Source organism: Nocardioides sp. ChNu-153 (assembly GCF_030466625.1).
Classification (GTDB): Bacteria; Actinomycetota; Actinomycetes; order Propionibacteriales; family Nocardioidaceae; genus Nocardioides.
The window spans coordinates 24,589-41,333 of the sequence record NZ_JADEVT010000016.1; the positions used below are offsets into that span (position 1 = coordinate 24,589).

Below are 16,745 nucleotides of genomic sequence, written 5' to 3' on the forward strand. Positions count from 1 at the left end.
GGAACGCGCGGGCGTCAGGCGCGGAGGTTGTCGAGCAGCACCTGGCGGAACTCGGGGGGCGGGGAGGCGGCGCGCTGGGTCTTCGCGTCGAACGCGACCAGCGTGCAGCGGGAGCGGGACAGCAGGGTGTCGCCGTCGCGGACCTCGGCGGACACGTCGTAGGAGGACGTGCCCACGCGCGAGATCCAGCTCCACGCGTCGTAGGGCTCGGGGCGGAAGAGGATCGGGCGCTTGTACTCGACGTCCATCTGGGCGACGACGACGTTGATGCCGTGGTCGTCGCGCAGCCCGGAGAACAGGCGGTCGAAGACGACGATGCGGGCCTCCTGGAAGTACTCGAAGTACTTCACGTTGTTGACGTGGCCGTAGACGTCGACGTCGGAGAACCGCACGGGCACCGCCCAGTGCCCCGACGGGTCGAGCTGGGAGGGCGGCAGCGCCAGGCGCTGCTGGGGCTCGCCGGGCTCGAGGAAGCGGGCGAGGGCCGTGCGCTCGGCCTCGGTCAGGCGGCGCGGGCGCTCCTCCGCGAAGACGAAGGGCGTCAGCAGGGACGTCGCCCGGAGGTAGACGATCCGGTCGCCGTTCTCGTCGGTGTCGAACACCTCGTAGGCCAGCGTGAACGAAGCGGCTCGGATGTCCGTGACCCACACCTCCACCGCCACGCTCTCGCGCAGGGTCAGCGGCCGCAGGTAGGTCACCCGGTTGGTCGCGACGACGACGCCCTCGGCCAACGCGTCGGCCCGCGGGTCGGGGTTGTGCGTGCGGAGCATGTCGACGCGGGCCTCCTGGAGGTAGTCCACGTAGATCACGTTGTTGACGTGCCCGAGCATGTCGAGGTCGGCCCACCGCAGCGGGCACACGTAGAGGTGGCGCACCTCCGTGATGCTGCCAGAGCCCGCGCCCAGGCGCGCGACCGCGTCCGTGACGCCGGTCACCCCGTCGCCCGGCCCGTCAGGCGGGCAGCAGCTCGGCGAGCTCCTGGCCCCGCGCGCCGGCCAACCGCTCGGCGCCCGCGCGCACGGCGGGGTCGGTGGTGAGGTCCGCGCCGCGCCACGACTGCAGGACGAGACGGAGGCGGCGTCCCGACGACCGCGGTCGCCACGTGCCGACGACCTCGCCGTCGCGCCACACCGCGCCCGGCCGCCCGAGGGTGCGCCACAGGTCCTTGCGCTGCGCCTCGTCCGGCACCACGAGCTCCCGGTCGCGGGTCTGCAGCAGCGGGTCGAACGGGTCGAGCAGGTGCAGCCCGCGCGGAGCGGGCGCGACCTGCGCCGCCGCGACGTCGGCGGCGAGGAGGTAGCGCGGCCCCCGCCCCGGGTCGCCGTCGACGACCACCTCGACGGCGTCACCCCCGGCGACCAGCTCCGCCACCCGCCGGCGCACGTCGGCCTGCGCCGCATCGAGGTGCCCCGCCAGCTGGGCGACGGACAGCGGCCCGTTGACGGCCAGCTGCGCCCCCAGCGCGTCGAGCCGCGGCGGCACGACGGTGGACGGGCCGCTCCAGCGGGGGACGGGCCGCAGCACCGGCGGCGAGGTACCGGGCTCGATCTCGAGGCCGGCGGGCAGCGCGGCGAGCCGGAACGGCTGCTCGAACACGTGGACGGCGGCGCACGGGCGGCACTCCCGCAGGTACGGCGCCGGCAGGCGCCGCGTGAGCTCGGTCGACAGCTCGCCCTTGGTCGTCGGGCCCGTGACGATGTCCCGGACGTGCCCGGCCAGCACCGCGAGGGCCTCGATCACCGGCACCCCCGCCGCCCGCAACGGCCGGGCTGCGTCGAACACGCGCTTCGCCGCGTCGGCCTCCGAGTACGGCGCCATCGCCGCCGCGACGCCCGCCAGGTCCGCGCGACGCACCACCAGGGGCGCCCCGCGCGCGGCCCACACCAGCGCCAGCGCCGCCGGGTCGAGGTCCGGCCCGGGGTCGGCGCCCCGCAGCGCGAGCGACCACCGCGCCCCGGACGGCCCCGTGTCCTGCACCCCCAGGTCCAGCACGCGCTCCGCGCCCCGGTCGCCGGTCAGCCCGTGGGCCCGCGCCCGGAACGCCAGCACCTGCGACCGGTCGAGACGGAGAGCGCCACCCACACGATGCTGTCTAGCACGACCTCCGCGCGCCGCCTCGTAGGATCGGGGGCGTGACGGAGGAGCTCGCGGACGAGACGCGCTGGCTCGAACCCGACGAGCAGCGGTCCTGGCGGGCCCTCCTCATCGGGACGACCCTGCTGATGGACCAGCTCGACGAGGAGCTGCGCTCGGAGTTCTCCCTGTCGTTGACCGAGTACGAGATCCTCGTGCGCCTCTCGGAGACCCCCGATGCCTCGATGCGGATGGCGCTCCTCGCCGACGCCGTGCGCCACAGCCGCAGCCGCATCACCCACACCGTCACCCGGATGGAGAAGGCCGGCCTCGTCACCCGCAGCACCTGCGTCGAGGACGGGCGCGGGGTGCTCTGCGTCATGACCGAGCACGGCTGGGACGTCCTGCGCCGCGCCTCCCACGTGCACGTGCGCGGCGTGCGCCGCCACCTCGTCGACATCGTCGACCCGGCCGACTTCGCCGCCCTGGGCCGCGTGATGGACGCCGTGGCCGACGCCCTCATCGGCGCCCGCCCGGGCCTCGAGATCCGCTGACCCGCACGCACCGAGGGGCCGTACGGCGGGTGCTCCCCGTCGTACGGCCCCTCGGGTCGTGTCGTGCCGCGCGCCTGCGGGCGCCCGGCGTCAGTCGCGCGTGAGGCGGCGGTGCGTCACGCGGTGCGGACGCGCGGCCTCGGCGCCGAGGCGCTCGATCTTGTTGGCCTCGTAGGAGGCGAAGTTGCCCTCGAACCAGAACCACTTCGCCGGGTTCTCGTCGTCGCCCTCCCAGGCCAGGATGTGGGTCGCGACGCGGTCGAGGAACCACCGGTCGTGCGAGGTGACCACGGCGCAGCCGGGGAAGTCGAGGAGCGCGTCCTCGAGCGCCGACAGCGTCTCGACGTCCAGGTCGTTGGTCGGCTCGTCGAGGAGCAGCATGTTGCCGCCCATCTTCAGCGTCAGCGCCAGGTTGAGGCGGTTGCGCTCACCACCGGAGAGGACACCGGCCTTCTTCTGCTGGTCGGGACCCTTGAAGCCGAACGACGCGACGTAGGCCCGCGAGTTCATCTCGAAGTTGGCGACCTTGATGAAGTCCAGCCCGTCGGACACGACCTCCCAGACGTTCTTGTTGGGGTCGATGCCGCCGCGGCTCTGGTCGGCGTACGAGATCTTCACGGTCTGGCCGACCGTCAGGACGCCGCCGTCCGGCTCCTCGCTGCCCGTGATCATGCGGAACAGCGTGGTCTTGCCGACGCCGTTGGGGCCGATGACGCCGACGATGCCGGCGCGGGGCAGCGTGAAGGACAGGTCGTCGATGAGGGTGCGGCCCTCGAAGCCCTTCTCGAGGCCCTTGGCCTCGAGCACGATGTCACCGAGGCGCGGGCCCGGCGGGATGTTGATGTCGGAGGTGTCGATCTTGCGGGCGCGGTCGGCCTCGGCCGCCAGCTCCTCGTAGCGCGCCAGTCGCGACTTGCTCTTCGTCTGGCGGGCCTTGGCGTTGGAGCGGACCCACTCCAGCTCCTTCTCGAGCATCTTGGCGCGCTTCGCGTCCTTCTGCCCCTCGATCTTGAGGCGCTCCTTCTTCGTCTCCAGGTAGGTCGAGTAGTTGCCCTCGTACCCGTGGATGCGGCCACGGTCGACCTCGGCGATCCACTCGGCGACGTTGTCCAGGAAGTACCGGTCGTGGGTGATCGCCAGGACGGCGCCCTTGTAGCTCTTCAGGTGACCCTCGAGCCACTGCACCGACTCGGCGTCGAGGTGGTTGGTGGGCTCGTCGAGCAGCAGCAGGTCGGGCGCCTGCAGCAGCAGCTTGCACAGCGCGACGCGGCGGCGCTCACCACCGGAGAGGTTGTCCACCAGGGCGTCCGGCGGCGGGCAGCGCAGCGCGTCCATCGCCTGGTCGAGCCGGCTGTCGAGATCCCACGCCTCGGCGTTCTCGAGGTCGGTCTGCAGGTCGCCCATCTCGGCCATGAGGGCGTCGAAGTCGGCGTCCGGCTCGCCCATGAGCTCGCCGATCTCGTTGTAGCGGTCGAGCTTGCCCTTGATCTCGGCGACGGCCTCCTCGACGTTCTCGAGGACCGTGCGGCCCTCCGTCAGGGGCGGCTCCTGCTGGAGCATGCCGACCGTTGACTCGGGGTCGAGGAAGGTGTCGCCGTTGTTGGGGTGCTCGAGGCCCGCCATGATCTTGAGCAGCGTCGACTTGCCCGCGCCGTTGGGACCGACGACGCCGATCTTGGCGCCCTTGAGGAACGACTGCGACACGTTGTCGAGCACGACCTTGTCGCCGTGGGCCTTGCGGACGTTGCGCAGGGTGAAGATGAAGTCGGCCATGACGCCGAGCCTAGTTGAGGTGGCGCCCGGCGCGCGCCTCGGTGTCCCCACCCCGCGCCCGTCCCCGGCGCGGCGGCGCAGCGCTCACGCGACGCTCACGCGGCGCGCTCGCTCGCCTCCGTGGTCGGCCCGGTGGCCGGCTCGGCGACCGGCTCGACCTGCGACTGCGCCCCCGTCGTGACGTCGGGCGCGGGACGCTCGCGGACGGGCCCCGAGCGGTGGAAGCGCGCGGTGCCCTTGGTCAGGTCGTGACCGAGCGCGGTGGCCTCGATGACGTGGCGCGTCGCCGTGCCGCCCTCCTGCCGCTCCCACGTCTCGACGACGAGGCGGCCCGTGACGACGACCGGCTGGCCGCGCAGGACGGAGTCGGCCACGTGGTCGGCGGTGTGGCGCCAGGCCTTCACCGTGTACCACGCCGTCTCCCCCGACTGCCACGACCCGTCGCGCGCCTGGCGCTGGGGCGTGGACCCCAGCCGGAAGGAGGCCACCGGCGTGCCGCCGGCGGAGACGGAGTGGTTGACGTCGCTGCCGACCCAGCCCTGGACCGTGATGTAGGTGCTGCTCACGGGTGTTCCCCTCTCGCTCGCGCCCGGCCCCGTGCCGGGCGACGCGTCGAGCCAACCGCAGGTCCGCCGTACGCGCGGGGGCGGCGGCGCGCCTGGGGACGGGCGGACGCGGGGGGCGTCCTGGGGACGGGAAGTGGCGCAGGCGGTGACGCGGTCAGCGGCGCCGCAGCTGCGCGGCGGCGACCTTCTGGCGCACCTGCCGGTAGGCGTCGAGCTCGCCACGCACCGGGGTGAGCACGTGGCGCTCGACCGCCTGGTCGCTGGCGCCCCGCAGGGCCTCGTCCGCCTCCTCGGCGGCCCGTCGCCCCGCCCCCGGGGCGGCGCTGCGGCCGACCAGGGCGAGCACGACCGAGAGCACGAGCGCGACGACGGCGAGCGCGAACCCGGCCGGCAGGCCACCGACCTCGGCCGACGGGGCGGCCCCGACGAGGTCGAGCACGCCCCAGAGCAGGCCGCCCAGGGTCGCGGCGAGGAGGAGCCACTGCGCCACCCGCACCGCCTGCGCCCACCCGGGCAACCAGCCGGTGCGCAGGTCGCTGCGCCCGAGGGCTCCGTCGATCTCGGTGACCAGCTCGTCGACCTGCCCGGTGGCCGCGTGCTGCACCGACTCGGCCCACGCGGGCACGAGGCCGTCGGAGACCCGGTCGCCCAGCGAACGGGCGGCCATCTCCACGCGGGAGCGCTGCACGGTGCCGGCCGCCGGGGCACGCTCGCCCGTCAGGAGCGCCGCGGCGTCGCCGAGGTCGACCTCGACGCGGCGCAGCGGGTCGCGGCCGAACCAGGCCACGGGCGGCCAGGCGGTGGCGCGGCGTACCCGGCCGGTGACCACGGTCTCGACGCTCCCGACGAGCGCAGGCACCCCGGCGGCGGTCGCCACCGCGGTCCGGATCTCCTCGACCGTCGCGCCGGAGAGCTCCGGGGCGGCGGCGTCGCCGGTCGCCACGGACAGCTTCTCGGCGGCCTCGACGATGTCGGCGTCGATGCGCGCGACCATCGCCTTCTTCGCCTCCACGCGGTCCACGATCTCCGCGCGCAGCTCGTCGACGCCCCAACCCTCGCGGGCGCTCATCGGCAGCACGGGGACGCGGGTCAGCCCGTCGTCGTCGAGCAGCTGGCGCACGTCGGCCAGCATCGCGTCGCGCCGGTCCTCCGGCACCGCGTCGAGCTGGTTGAGGACGACGAGCATGACGTCCTGCTGCGCGACGTACGGCTTGAAGTAGCGCTCGTGGACGGCGGCGTCCGCGTACTTCTGCGGGTCCAGCACCCAGATGAGCAGGTCCGTCTTGGTGACGAGGCGCTCGACCTCGAGGTGGTGCGAGACCTCGGTCGAGTCGTGGTCGGGCAGGTCGACGAGCACGACCCCCTCGAGGTCGCCGGACTCGCGGCTCGAGTCGAGCATCGAGTCGCGGCTCGTCTGGTGGCGCGGCGGGATGCCCAGCCACTCCATCAGCTCCTCGGCGCCGTCGGCGCCCCAGATGCACGCCGTGGCCCAGGAGGTGGTCGGGCGCCGCACGCCGACCGACGACAGCTCGAGGCCCGTCAGCTGGTTGAACGTCGACGACTTGCCCGAGCCGGTCGCGCCGGCGATGCCGACGACCGTGTGCGCCGCCGAGAGCCGGATGCGGGTCGTGGCGCGGGCCGCGACCTCCTCCACGTGCGTGACGAGGTCGTCGTCGAGGCGGCCGCGCGCGGTCGCGGCGGCCTCCTCGAGCGCCGTCACGCGGGCGCCGAGGTCGGCGGCCGGCGTCGACGGGCCGGAGGAGGTGGCGGGGGGAAGGGGCGAGCTCATGATCTCCCTCGGGCGGGTGGTCTCGAGGTACGGCGGCGGGCGGGGCCCACCCTAGGGCACGGGCCGTTCAGCGCCGGGTCGCCTTCAGTGCACCGCGGTCCGCGAAGCGCAGGTCGTCGACCCGTCGCGAGGCGGAGCGGACCCGGGCGGCGGCGTCCTCGCTGACCTCGAGGCGGTCGACGACACCGGCGTAGCGGGCCCGCTCCCCCTCCAGCACGGCGCGCACGCGCTCGCGCAGCGCGGTCGTGGCGGACTGCACGAGCCGCGCGGTGGACTGCGGGCCCAGCACGGCGTTGAGCAGCTGGCGACCGGGCGACGCGGGGTCGCTGGACAGCACCACGACCGCGAGGGTCGCGCCGATGCCGTCGACGCCGAAGGCCAGGAAGCGGGCCGAGGTGCGCTTGTCGCCGGACTCCTCGCGGACCAGGTCGGTGACCTCGCGCTGCCACTCGCGGATCGTGCGCTCGGCCTGGCGGGCCACCTCGCGCGCGGGACGCTCCAGGCGGTCGCCGTCGCGCACGAGGCCGGCGCCGGCCTCGGACTCGCGCCACCGGGCGACGAGCGTCGTCGTCGCCCGCTCCGCGTGGGCCACGACCTCCGAGCCCACCGTGGAGGCGACCGCCGCCGCGACCTGCTCGGCCTGCTGCGGCTTGCCCTTGACGGCGTTGACGATGCGGTCGCGGATGAGACCCACCCGCGTCTCCAGCGAGCGCAGCAGCTCCCCGTTGCCGACGAACTCCTGCCAGCGGGCCTCGAGCTCGCCCGCGACGAGCGAGCCGTCGGTCAGCGTCTGCTCGGCCTCGAAGACGACCTCGTCGAAGACGCTGTCGACGCAGAACCGCAGGCGCCGGGCCTCGTCGACCTGCACCTCGGCGGCGTCGGCGATGCTGTGGCTGCTCAGCGACAGGGTGCGCACCGTGCCCGACAGGGTCTGGCGCACCACGGCCTCGCGGGCCTTCTGGTCGGCGGCCAGGCTGGCGAGCCAGGTGACGACGTCCCCGACCTCGTGGGGGGCCAGCACGCCGTCCGGGCCGACGTCGCCCTCGTGGACGATGAAGAGCGGCGAGTCCTTCAGGCCGCGGCTGGCCAGCATGCGGGCGAGGTGGGCGGCGACGGTCTCGACGGCGTCGGCCGGCGTGCGGTCCAGCACGATCGCGACCGCGGTCGAGCGCTCCCCCGCCTCCTTGAGGAACTCCCACGGCACCTGGTCGGCGTAGCGGGCGGCCGAGGTGACGAAGAGCCACAGGTCGGCCGCCGCCATCAGCTGGGCGGCGAGCTCGCGGTTGTGCTTGTCGACGGAGTCGACGTCGGGAGCGTCGAGGATGGCCAGGCCCTTCGGCACCGCGTCGGTGCCGACGAGCTGGAGGCAGCCGGGGTCGGTCGTCGGGTCGGTGACCCGGCGCAGCTCGGGCAGCAGGCGGTCGGGCCCGAACCACGACCCGTCGTCGGGGTGGTGCACGAGCACGGCCGAGCGCGTGGTGGGCCGGAGCACGCCGACCTCGGAGACCTTGTGGCCGACGAGCGAGTTGACCAGCGTCGACTTGCCGGCGCCGGTCGAGCCGGCGACGACGGTGAGCAGCGGCGCCTCGACGGCCATGAGCCGCGGGATCGCGTAGTCCTCCAGCTGGTCGACCATCTCGGCGCGGGCGTCGCGCGCCGTCCCCACGCCGGGCACCTCCAGGGGCAGCACGACCGCCTGCAGCGCGCTGCGCAGCTGCACGAGCGCCGTGAGCATCGGGGCGTTGCCACCGACGCCGAGCCCGCCGGCCCCTCCGGACGCGCTGCGGTTCGACCGCGAGCCCGCGGTCGGGGAGGACCCGTTGTCGGGAGGAGTCATCGAGCGGTCACCACCTGTGGAGGGATCGGGATCTGCGGGCGGGTCGCCGTCATGCGGCGCAGGTGCGCCTGTCCCCGCCGGACGAAGTCGTCGGGTGCCGTGCCGCGGAGGACGCGGTGGTGCAGGAACCCCAGCTCCACCGCCGCCTCCTGATACTCCCGCACCACGCCCTCGGCCGCGACGCCGCCTCCCCGGCGCGCGTCCCGTCGTACCTGCCGGCGCAGCCGGAGGTCCGCGATCCAGGGGATGTCGGAGGCCGGGAGCAGACCGCGGGCCGCCGCGTCCTGCAACGCGGTCGTCAGCACCCTCCGCTCGGTCGAGCGGCACCAGACGGCGGCCGCGACGAGGCCGAGGAAGGCGGGGAACATGAGGAGCGTGTAGGTGCCGAGGAAGCCGACCGGCAGCGCGCTGGACGCGTTCCACAACGCGTGCCACCCCACCGCGACGGCGTACCCCACCAGCGGGGCGGCCAGGCGCACGAAGCCCGAGCGCGAGCCCACCGCGACGCCGACGCCGATGCCGATGAACGCGGTGAAGAACGGGTGCGCGAAGGGGCTGAGCAGGCAGCGGACGACGAACGTGCCGGTCAGCGCGGCGACGCCGCCGGGCCCCACGTCGGCACCGCCGTCGTACGCCGCGGCGAGGTAGAGGATGTTCTCGGTGAAGGCGAAGCCGACGCCGACCATCCCGGCGTACACGATGCCGTCGAGGACGCCGTCGAGCTCGTGGCGGCGCCACCACAGGAGCAGCACGAGGAAGAGGCCCTTGGTCGCCTCCTCCGTCACCGGCGCCACCAGCACCGCGGAGGTCACCCGGTCCATCGGCGCCACGAGGCCGCCGACGCCGCCGAGCACCACGGCCGCCGTGGTGGCCACGAAGGCGCCCCACAGCAGGCCCGCGACGAGGAGGTTGCGCGGCTCGGGCTCGTAGCGGTCGAGCCACAGGTAGACGGCGACCACGGGTCCCACCGGGACGGCGGCCAGCACCGTCGCCACGAGCAACGTGCCCGGCGCGCCCGAGAGGGCCAGGAGGGCGAGCACCCCGAGGGCGCCGAGCCCCACGAGCGACCACACCACCACGGTGAAGGCGACGTTGTCGCGGTGGCGGGTGGGCATGCCCGCCACCCTAACCGAGCAGGGGCGCCCCCGCGGGGCCGTCGCCGACGGCTCTCCCCAGGTCAGCGGGTCCGGCGCGGGCCGCGCGTACCCTGGCCGCCATGGGTGAGGAGAGCGCACAGGCCCCCGACGTCACGACCCCCGCCGAGGGCGGCGAGGACCTGAAGGTGGAGTCGCACGACCCCGCGGTGCCCGAGGCGTACGCCGCGTTCATGCGCACCGGCTGGGCCGACGTCGAGCGCGAGCTGCCCCCGCACCCCGTCGTGCCGTGGGCGGAGCAGCGGCGCGCCCGGCTGGCCGAGGCGTTCCCCGGCGAGCGCCTGGTGCTGCCGGCGGGCACCTTCAAGGTGCGCTCGAACGACACCGACTACCGGTTCCGGCCCGACACCGCCCACACCTACTTCTCCGGCAACCAGACGACCGACGCGGTGCTCGTGGTGACCGACGGCGAGCCGGTGCTCTACGCCCGCCCCCGCTCGGGACGCGACACCGACGAGTTCTTCCGCGACCGGCAGTACGGCGCGCTGTGGGCCGGCGAGCGCCCGTCGTTGCGCGAGCTCGAGCAGTCCCTCGGCCTGCCCGTGCGCCACCGCGACGAGCTGGCGGCCGAGCTGGCCCGCACCGGCACGAAGACCCGCGTGCTGCGCGGCCTCGACGCGGAGGTGGACGCCGGTGCCGCCCCCGACGAGGCCCGCGACGCCGAGCTGGCCCGGGTCGCCTCCGAGCTGCGGCTGGTGAAGGACACGTGGGAGGTCGACCAGCTCCAGGAGGCCTGCGACATCACCACCCTGGGCTTCGAGGACTCCGTGCGCGAGTGGGACCGCGTGCGCGAGCACGGCGAGCGCTGGCTGGAGGGCACCTTCTTCCGCCGGGCGCGCGCGATGGGCAACGACCTCGGCTACGACTCCATCGTGGGCGCCGGCTCGCACGCCACGACGCTGCACTGGATCGACAACACCGGGCCCGTCCTGCCCGGCCAGCTGATCCTCCTCGACATGGGCGTGGAGAACCGCAACCTCTACACCGCCGACGTCACCCGCACCCTCCCGGTCGACGGCACCTTCACGCCGCTGCAGCGCGACCTCTACGAGCTGGTGCTCGCCGCCCAGCAGGCGGGCATCGACGCGGTGCGCCCGGGCGTGGCGTTCACCTCGGTCCACCAGGCGTCGATGACGGTGCTCGCCCACGGCCTCGGCGACCTCGGCCTGCTCCCCTGCTCCCCGGAGGAGGCGCTGTCCCCGGACAGCCGCGTCTACGCGCGCTGGACGCTGCACGGCACGAGCCACATGCTCGGCATGGACGTGCACGACTGCGCCCGCTCCGCCCCCGAGGTCTACCCGCGCGGCGACCTCGCCGAGGGGATGGTCCTGACGGTCGAGCCCGGGCTCTACTTCCAGGCCGACGACCTGCTGGTGCCCGAGGAGCTGCGGGGCATCGGCATCCGCATCGAGGACGACGTGCTCGTCACCGCCGACGGCGCCCGCAACCTCTCGGCGGCCCTGCCGCGCACCGTCGCCGACGTCGAGGCGTGGATGGGCTCGCTGCTCCCCTGACGGGCACTCCCCCGGCGGGGCACTCCCCGACCGGGCACTCCCCCGGCGGGGCACTCCCGTGGGGGTGCGGCGGGGATCAGGCCCGGCCGCGGGCCAGCGTGCAGAAGCGGCCGACGGCCACCTCGCACGCCCGCGCGAGCTGGTCGCGCGTGCCGGCGTCGAGCCCCGGCTCGGCGAGCCCGGTGAGGACCGACGTGGCCCAGCGGGAGCGGCGGGCCACGTCGGGCTCGGCCGAGACCTCGGCGTCGTCGCCCACCACGTCGCACGCCAGGGCGCCCTCGACGCAGAGGTCGACGAACCGGGACCGGGCCGTGGCCACGGGCCGCACGAGCTCGTCGACGGCGCGGGTGACCTGCTCGACGAGGAGCACGTGGAGGGCGATCGCGTCCATGCCCGCCCCAACGAGGGACGGGTCGGGACGTCACCGCCCCCGGGGGACGGCCGCGTCACCCCCCGCGGGGTGCGGCATCACCAGGGGCTGGGCTCGTAGTCCTTGAGGAAGCAGCCGAACACGTCCTCACCGGCCTCGCCCCGCACGATCGGGTCGTAGACGCGGGCGGCGCCGTCGACGAGGTCGAGCGGTGCGTGCCAGCCCTCGGCCGCGATGCGCAGCTTCTCGTGGTGGGGGCGCTCGTCGGTGATCCAGCCGGTGTCGACGGCCGTCATGAGGATCTGGTCGGTCTCGAACATCTCCCCCGCGCTCGTGCGGGTCAGCATGTTGAGCGCCGCCTTCGCCATGTTGGTGTGCGGGTGGCCCGGGCCCTTGTAGCGGCGCGAGAACTGGCCCTCCATGGCGGAGACGTTGACGACGTACGCGCGGCGGGCGCCCCGCCGTACCGCCTCGCGCATGGCGGGCCGCAGCCGGCTGATGAGCAGGAACGGAGCGACCGAGTTGCAGAACTGCACCTCGAGCAGCTCGAGGGGGTCGACCTCGTCGACGACCTGGGTCCAGGAGTTGTTGGTCTGCACGTCGGGCAGCAGGCCGCCCGCGTCGACGGCGGTGCCGGCGAGGTGCGCCTCCAGGCTGGCGTTGCCGGCCTTGAGCGCCAGCGCGGTCATCGTCGCGGCGCTGTGCGCGGCCAGGGCGTGCTCCGCGGACTCGCCGTCGTGGTGGGCGACCGCCACGTCGGCCAGGGCGCCCGCGATGGCGGCGGGGTGGGCCTCGGACACGCGGTCGAAGGTGACCATCTCGGGCAGCACGCGGTCGGTGGGCAGCGGGGCGGACTCCATCTCCACGAGCTGGGAGTAGGCGCCGGGGCTGCGCCGGACCGTCTGGCAGGCGTTGTTGACGAGGATGTCGAGCGGGCCGTCGGCCATGACGTCGTCGGCCAGCGCGAGCACCTGGGTGGGGTCGCGCAGGTCGATGCCGACGACCTTGAGGCGGTGCAGCCAGTCGTCGGAGTCCTCCAGCGCCGCGAACCGGCGCACCGCGTCGCGGGGGAAGCGCGTCGTGATGGTCAGGTGGGCGCCGTCGCGCAGCAGCCGCAGCGCGATGTACATCCCGATCTTCGCCCGGCCCCCGGTCAGCAGCGCGCGGCGACCGGTGAGGTCGGTGCGCTGGTCCCGCTTGGCGTGGCTCATCGCGGCGCAGCGCGGGCACAGCCAGTGGTAGAACGCGTCGACGAGGGTGAAGTCCTCCTTGCAGATGTAGCAGCCGCGCGCGGTGATGAGCTCGCCCGCGAACGCCCCCTTCGCCGTCGAGACCAGGGGGATGCCGGCGGTCTCGTCGTCGATCCGCATCGCCGACCCGGTCGCCGTGCTCTCGATGATCCGCTGGTCGTGCACCTGCCGCGTCATGCGGATCTCGGCCCGGCGGGTCTTCTTGATCAGCTTGTACATGTACGACGCGGCGCGCTTCACCGTCGTCACGTCGGGGTGGTCGGGCGGCAGGTCCGCGACCTGCTGCAGCACCCGCAGCGCGGTCGCCATCTCGGCGGGGTCGATGCCGGCAGGACCGGCGCTGGGTACGGCGTCACTCACCGGGAGAGGGTACGGCGCCGGGCGTCGGCGGGCGGAAACGCCGACCACGGCCCCGGCCGGCGCGCCCGGCCGGCCTCAGCCCCGCGCCACGCCCCGCAGCGAGCCCTCGACGAGCTCCTCGCTGGACGCGAAGCACGCCACGCGGCGCTCCCCCGCGTCCCAGGCCTCCTCGGTCGGGGGCACGAACGCCGGGTAGGTCGTCTCGGCCCCGGCGTAGTTCGCCTCGCCCGCGTACGAGAAGAAGAGGTCGTCGCAGTCGAAGCCGACCTCGTCCCACAACGTGTCCTCGTCGGGGTAGTCGTCCCCGTCGACCTCGACGAAGCCCGCGAGCTCCGCGTCGTGCCACCCGGCGCAGTCGACCGTCGCCGCCACCGTCTCCAGCGGGTCGCCCCACCAGAGCTGGTAGTTCAGCTCGTGGTCGAGCACGCAGTCGCCGGCCGCGAGGTCCACCAGCGGCACGTCCTGGGCCAGCGGCGTCACCGACGCCCGCTCCTCGGCGTCGCCCAGCTCCTCGGGGTCCATCGCGTAGTCCTCGTCGAACCCCTCGTCGAACCCCGCGTCGAACCCGGCGCCGACCTCGTCCAGCTCGTCGCGGAGCTCCTGCACGTCGCCCTGGAGGCGCTCGACGGTCGCCTCGCGCCGGGCGGTGTCACCGGCCTGGACCAGCAGGACGGTGCCGACCACGGCCGCGACGGCGAGCCACGCCGTACCGACCACGAGGGCGGCCACCGCCATGCCGCGACCGGGGCGCCCGCGCGGCCGGGACCCCAGCCCGATTGCGCCGAGCACGACACCGAGGAGGTTGGTGACGACGAGAGGCACGCACGCCAGGGCCAGCGCCAGCGTCGGCACGAGGCCGGCGTCCTCACGGACGGGCGGCTGCCACGGCAGGGGGTACGGCGGGTGCTGCGGCGCGGGCGCGGGGTGCGGCGTCTGGGTGCTCATGCGTCTGACCGCCCGAGCGAACCACGGCGGAGCTCCTCCGACGTGGCGACGCAGACGATCTCGCGGTCCCCGAACTCCCAGGACTCCGGGGTCGGCCAGTAGAAGCTCATCCACACGTCCGCGTAGGCGCCGGCCTCGCCGGCGTACGTGTCGTAGTGGTCCCAGCACCGGTCCTCGGTGTCGGCGAAGAACGCGTCGTCCTCCTCCGGCAGCTCGTCGACCCGGTACGCCCCGACCACCTCGAGCGGGTGTGCCTCGCTGCAGTCGACGAGGTCCACCTCCTCGCTGACGAACGGCTCCCCGCTCGACTCGGGGTCCAGCAGCCCGTCGAAGAAGCAGTCACCGACCTCGAGGTCGAAGAGCGCGACCTTCTCGGCGTCGAGGTCCTCGACGTACCAGGGGTCGGCCGCCTCGCTGGTCACGCTCGACGCCTCCTCCGACCACGCCGACCCGCCCTCGAGACCGACGACCGCGAAGGTCCCGACGACCACGGCACCGAGGAGACCGACGACCGCGACCCCGGCGACGACCAGGCCGACGACGAGACCGGTACGGCGGCGGCGCGGCGGCGCGGGCGGGCCGGGGTACGGCGCGCCCCACCCCCCGGCGTACGGCTGCGGCGCGTGCTGCTGCGGTGGGAACGGCTGCTGCACGGGCGGCTCGGGCGCGGGGCCGGGCGGCGGGTACTGCGGCTCGTCGGGCATGGGTCGTCGGTCCCCTCGGCTCGTGGTGCGGTCGTACGAGCCCGTCGGCGTCGCAACGCCCGCATGCTCCCATCCCGCGCGGGATCACGCGGGCGGAACGGGGCAACAGCCGGTGCCCCCGAGCGGTGATCCGGGCAACAGGCCTCAGCGGAGCACGACGGTGCCGCGCGCCCGACGCGCCGGCTCCCACCAGTCGCGCAGCCCCGAGAAGGCGACGACGAGGAACAGCGCCACCCCCACGGCGAAGACCACGATCCCCCAGCCCGGCCCGACGTCCTCGGCCGACAGCGAGAGGAGGGCGAAGATGCCGGCCACCACGGTGCCGACGACGAGCAGCGTCGCGGTGAGCCCGACGACCTTCTGCGTGCCCGCCGTGGCGGAGGCGGTGGCGATGAGGGCCAGCAGGTAGAGGGCGACCACGGTGACGAGGAGGAGGCCGAGGAACCCGATCCCGGCCGCGATGGAGAAGCCCTCGACGTCGCCCTCGCTGTCGCGGAAGGTCAGGGCGCGGAAGCCCGTGGTCAGGAGGCTGGCCATGACGTCCTCCTCGTCGGAGCCCTGGTTGACCGGGATGAACGGCAGCAGCTGGCCCAGCACCAGGCAGATCGCGCTGGCCCACGCCACCGCCCTCACCACCAGGTCCTCCAGCCGCTCGACCCGCTGCCCCAGCAGGCGCAGCTCGCGCTCCACGATCGTCTCCACCGCTCCACTCCTGTCGTCGCTGCCCCGGCGCGCCCGGGCCGGCGGGTGCCCTACCCCGCGGGAGCCGGCCTCACTCCCCGCTCTCGCGCACGCGGTCGGCGGCGGCCCCTACACTGCTGCCCGGACCGGCGTCGTGGCCGGACGGACCCTCCGGTCCCGTCCCCGCGAACGGTCCCCGCCTCCGTAGCTCAGCTGGATAGAGCAGCGGCCTTCTAATCCGCCGGTCACAGGTTCGAATCCTGTCGGGGGCACCGCGCAGGACGTCCGCCCCGCTGCACGAGCGCGCCCGGGGCCGCAGGTTTGGCGGCGACCACCCGAAGGTAGGGAGGGGGCGGCGCCGCGGGAGGCGGCGCCGTACCCGATCAGAGAGAGACACCCCCATGCGCAAGCGCCAGAAGTTCGCCTCCGTCGCCGTGGCCGCCGTCCTCGCGGCCTCGCTCACCGCCTGCGGCGGTGACGACGAGTCGAGCGACGACGCCGAGAGCTCGGAGTCGAGCACCACCGAGGACGCGTCCGAGGAGCCCGCCGACGAGGAGACCTCGGAGGACGAGGAGTCGGAGGACTCCGGCAGCGGCTCGGCGGGCGGCTCTTCCGCCAGCGAGCTCACCGAGCCCGGCGCCCAGCTGAAGCTGGGCGAGACCGCGACCGTCCCGATGTCGTACGCGGGCGAGGACGGCGTCATCGAGGTCACCGTCACCGAGATCCGCGAGGGCGACCCGGCCGACCTCGCCGACGTCGAGGACTCCGACGGCATGACGCCGTGGCACATCTCCTACGAGATCTCGGGCGTCGAGAACGCCGAGGCGATCGGCGGCATGCAGCTGAGCCTCGACGGCCTCACCGCCGCCGGCGACAGCGCCGCCCAGCTCATCAGCTTCTCCGGCGGCATCGGCGGCTGCGAGACCGAGTCGGCCGCGTCCGACTGGGACGGCTCGGCCTTCGAGACCTGCAACACGGTCGTCTCGGCCGAGCCGGTCACGCAGGCCGCGTTCGGCGAGGGCGACGACTACAGCCTCATCCTGGGCTCGCCCGTCATCTGGGAGTGAGCCGGGGGCGGACCGTCCACCCGCAGCAGCACGCCGTACGACGGCAGACGACGACGCCCCGGGGATCCCGACCCCCGGGGTGTCGTCCCGTTCCCGGCGGCCCGTCTT

General features: G+C 74.4%; 15 protein-coding genes and 1 tRNA gene. 4 read left to right on the forward strand and 12 right to left on the reverse strand.

All coding sequences use genetic code 11. The features are described 5' to 3' along the window. Window positions 1-14: 14 nt before the first annotated feature. Together INN71_RS15940 and INN71_RS15945 are read right to left on the reverse strand one after the other, a co-directional pair. Window positions 15-935, reverse strand: coding sequence for a thioesterase family protein (locus INN71_RS15940; RefSeq protein ID WP_277499687.1), 921 nt, complete (start codon window positions 933-935; stop codon window positions 15-17). A 16-nt stretch (window positions 936-951) separates the two neighbouring features. Next, window positions 952-2,082 carry a crosslink repair DNA glycosylase YcaQ family protein gene (locus tag INN71_RS15945; RefSeq protein ID WP_277499689.1) on the reverse strand — a complete coding sequence of 377 codons (1,131 nt, stop codon included), beginning with the start codon at window positions 2,080-2,082 and terminating at the stop codon, window positions 952-954. 50 nt (window positions 2,083-2,132) lie between these two features. Here INN71_RS15945 and INN71_RS15950 point away from each other — a divergent pair, with 50 nt between their 5' ends. After that, entirely contained in the window at window positions 2,133-2,627 is a 495-nt protein-coding gene (locus INN71_RS15950; RefSeq protein ID WP_277499690.1) for a MarR family winged helix-turn-helix transcriptional regulator, read from the forward strand. A gap of 90 nt (window positions 2,628-2,717) precedes the next feature. On the opposite strand, the gene ettA is transcribed toward INN71_RS15950, so the two are convergent. From ettA to INN71_RS15975, 5 genes are all read right to left on the reverse strand, one after another. Further along, window positions 2,718-4,400: an energy-dependent translational throttle protein EttA gene (ettA, locus tag INN71_RS15955; protein WP_277499691.1), complete on the reverse strand. Its 1,683-nt coding sequence runs from the start codon at window positions 4,398-4,400 to the stop codon at window positions 2,718-2,720. Window positions 4,401-4,495: 95 nt separating this feature from the next. Beyond that, the gene (locus INN71_RS15960; RefSeq protein WP_277499692.1) at window positions 4,496-4,966 is read right to left on the reverse strand and encodes a single-stranded DNA-binding protein; all 471 of its coding nucleotides are present in this window, start codon (window positions 4,964-4,966) and stop codon (window positions 4,496-4,498) included. A 154-nt stretch (window positions 4,967-5,120) separates the two neighbouring features. Next, a complete protein-coding gene (locus tag INN71_RS15965; RefSeq protein WP_277499694.1) occupies window positions 5,121-6,755 on the reverse strand; it encodes a GTPase family protein in 1,635 nt (544 codons plus the stop codon). Between the two features lie 67 nt (window positions 6,756-6,822). Then, window positions 6,823-8,592 (reverse strand): dynamin family protein, encoded by a 1,770-nt coding sequence (locus tag INN71_RS15970; RefSeq protein WP_277499696.1) that lies wholly within the window; start codon window positions 8,590-8,592, stop codon window positions 6,823-6,825. Next, complete coding sequence (locus INN71_RS15975; RefSeq protein WP_277499697.1) at window positions 8,589-9,707, reverse strand: PrsW family intramembrane metalloprotease; 1,119 nt, start codon at window positions 9,705-9,707, stop codon at window positions 8,589-8,591. The genes INN71_RS15970 and INN71_RS15975 overlap by 4 nt, the downstream gene beginning before the upstream one ends. 101 nt (window positions 9,708-9,808) lie before the next feature. Here INN71_RS15975 and INN71_RS15980 point away from each other — a divergent pair, with 101 nt between their 5' ends. Beyond that, window positions 9,809-11,260 (forward strand): aminopeptidase P family protein, encoded by a 1,452-nt coding sequence (locus INN71_RS15980; protein ID WP_277499699.1) that lies wholly within the window; start codon window positions 9,809-9,811, stop codon window positions 11,258-11,260. A gap of 76 nt (window positions 11,261-11,336) precedes the next feature. On the opposite strand, the gene INN71_RS15985 is transcribed toward INN71_RS15980, so the two are convergent. The 5 genes from INN71_RS15985 to INN71_RS16005 all read right to left on the reverse strand — a co-directional run bounded on the left by INN71_RS15985 (window position 11,337) and on the right by INN71_RS16005 (window position 15,591). After that, entirely contained in the window at window positions 11,337-11,651 is a 315-nt protein-coding gene (locus INN71_RS15985; RefSeq protein WP_277499700.1) for a hypothetical protein, read from the reverse strand. Window positions 11,652-11,728: 77 nt separating this feature from the next. Then, the gene (locus INN71_RS15990) at window positions 11,729-13,240 is read right to left on the reverse strand and encodes an SDR family NAD(P)-dependent oxidoreductase (protein WP_277499701.1); all 1,512 of its coding nucleotides are present in this window, start codon (window positions 13,238-13,240) and stop codon (window positions 11,729-11,731) included. Window positions 13,241-13,315: 75 nt separating this feature from the next. After that, the gene (locus INN71_RS15995) at window positions 13,316-14,185 is read right to left on the reverse strand and encodes a DUF4190 domain-containing protein (RefSeq protein ID WP_277499703.1); all 870 of its coding nucleotides are present in this window, start codon (window positions 14,183-14,185) and stop codon (window positions 13,316-13,318) included. Next, entirely contained in the window at window positions 14,182-14,889 is a 708-nt protein-coding gene (locus INN71_RS16000; RefSeq protein ID WP_277499704.1) for a septum formation family protein, read from the reverse strand. Before INN71_RS16000 ends, INN71_RS15995 begins: the two co-directional genes overlap by 4 nt. A gap of 144 nt (window positions 14,890-15,033) precedes the next feature. Further along, entirely contained in the window at window positions 15,034-15,591 is a 558-nt protein-coding gene (locus INN71_RS16005) for a hypothetical protein (RefSeq protein WP_277499706.1), read from the reverse strand. Between the two features lie 177 nt (window positions 15,592-15,768). On the opposite strand from INN71_RS16005, the gene INN71_RS16010 reads away from it, so the two are divergent. Next, window positions 15,769-15,842, forward strand: a tRNA-Arg gene (locus tag INN71_RS16010). A gap of 129 nt (window positions 15,843-15,971) precedes the next feature. Beyond that, window positions 15,972-16,637, forward strand: a complete 666-nt coding sequence (locus INN71_RS16015; RefSeq protein WP_301801198.1) for a hypothetical protein — start codon at window positions 15,972-15,974, stop codon at window positions 16,635-16,637. Window positions 16,638-16,745 lie beyond the last annotated feature (108 nt).

Coding starts and splice junctions, on each gene's coding strand:
- INN71_RS16000 (WP_277499704.1), bottom strand. CDS start 14,889: ATGCCCGACGAGCCGCAGTACCCGCCGCCCGGCCCCGCGCCCGAGCCG.
- INN71_RS15965 (WP_277499694.1), bottom strand. CDS start 6,755: ATGAGCTCGCCCCTTCCCCCCGCCACCTCCTCCGGCCCGTCGACGCCG.
- INN71_RS15980 (WP_277499699.1), top strand. CDS start 9,809: ATGGGTGAGGAGAGCGCACAGGCCCCCGACGTCACGACCCCCGCCGAG.
- INN71_RS15995 (WP_277499703.1), bottom strand. CDS start 14,185: ATGAGCACCCAGACGCCGCACCCCGCGCCCGCGCCGCAGCACCCGCCG.
- INN71_RS15970 (WP_277499696.1), bottom strand. CDS start 8,592: ATGACTCCTCCCGACAACGGGTCCTCCCCGACCGCGGGCTCGCGGTCG.
- INN71_RS15975 (WP_277499697.1), bottom strand. CDS start 9,707: ATGCCCACCCGCCACCGCGACAACGTCGCCTTCACCGTGGTGGTGTGG.
- INN71_RS16015 (WP_301801198.1), top strand. CDS start 15,972: ATGCGCAAGCGCCAGAAGTTCGCCTCCGTCGCCGTGGCCGCCGTCCTC.
- INN71_RS15985 (WP_277499700.1), bottom strand. CDS start 11,651: ATGGACGCGATCGCCCTCCACGTGCTCCTCGTCGAGCAGGTCACCCGC.
- ettA (WP_277499691.1), bottom strand. CDS start 4,400: ATGGCCGACTTCATCTTCACCCTGCGCAACGTCCGCAAGGCCCACGGC.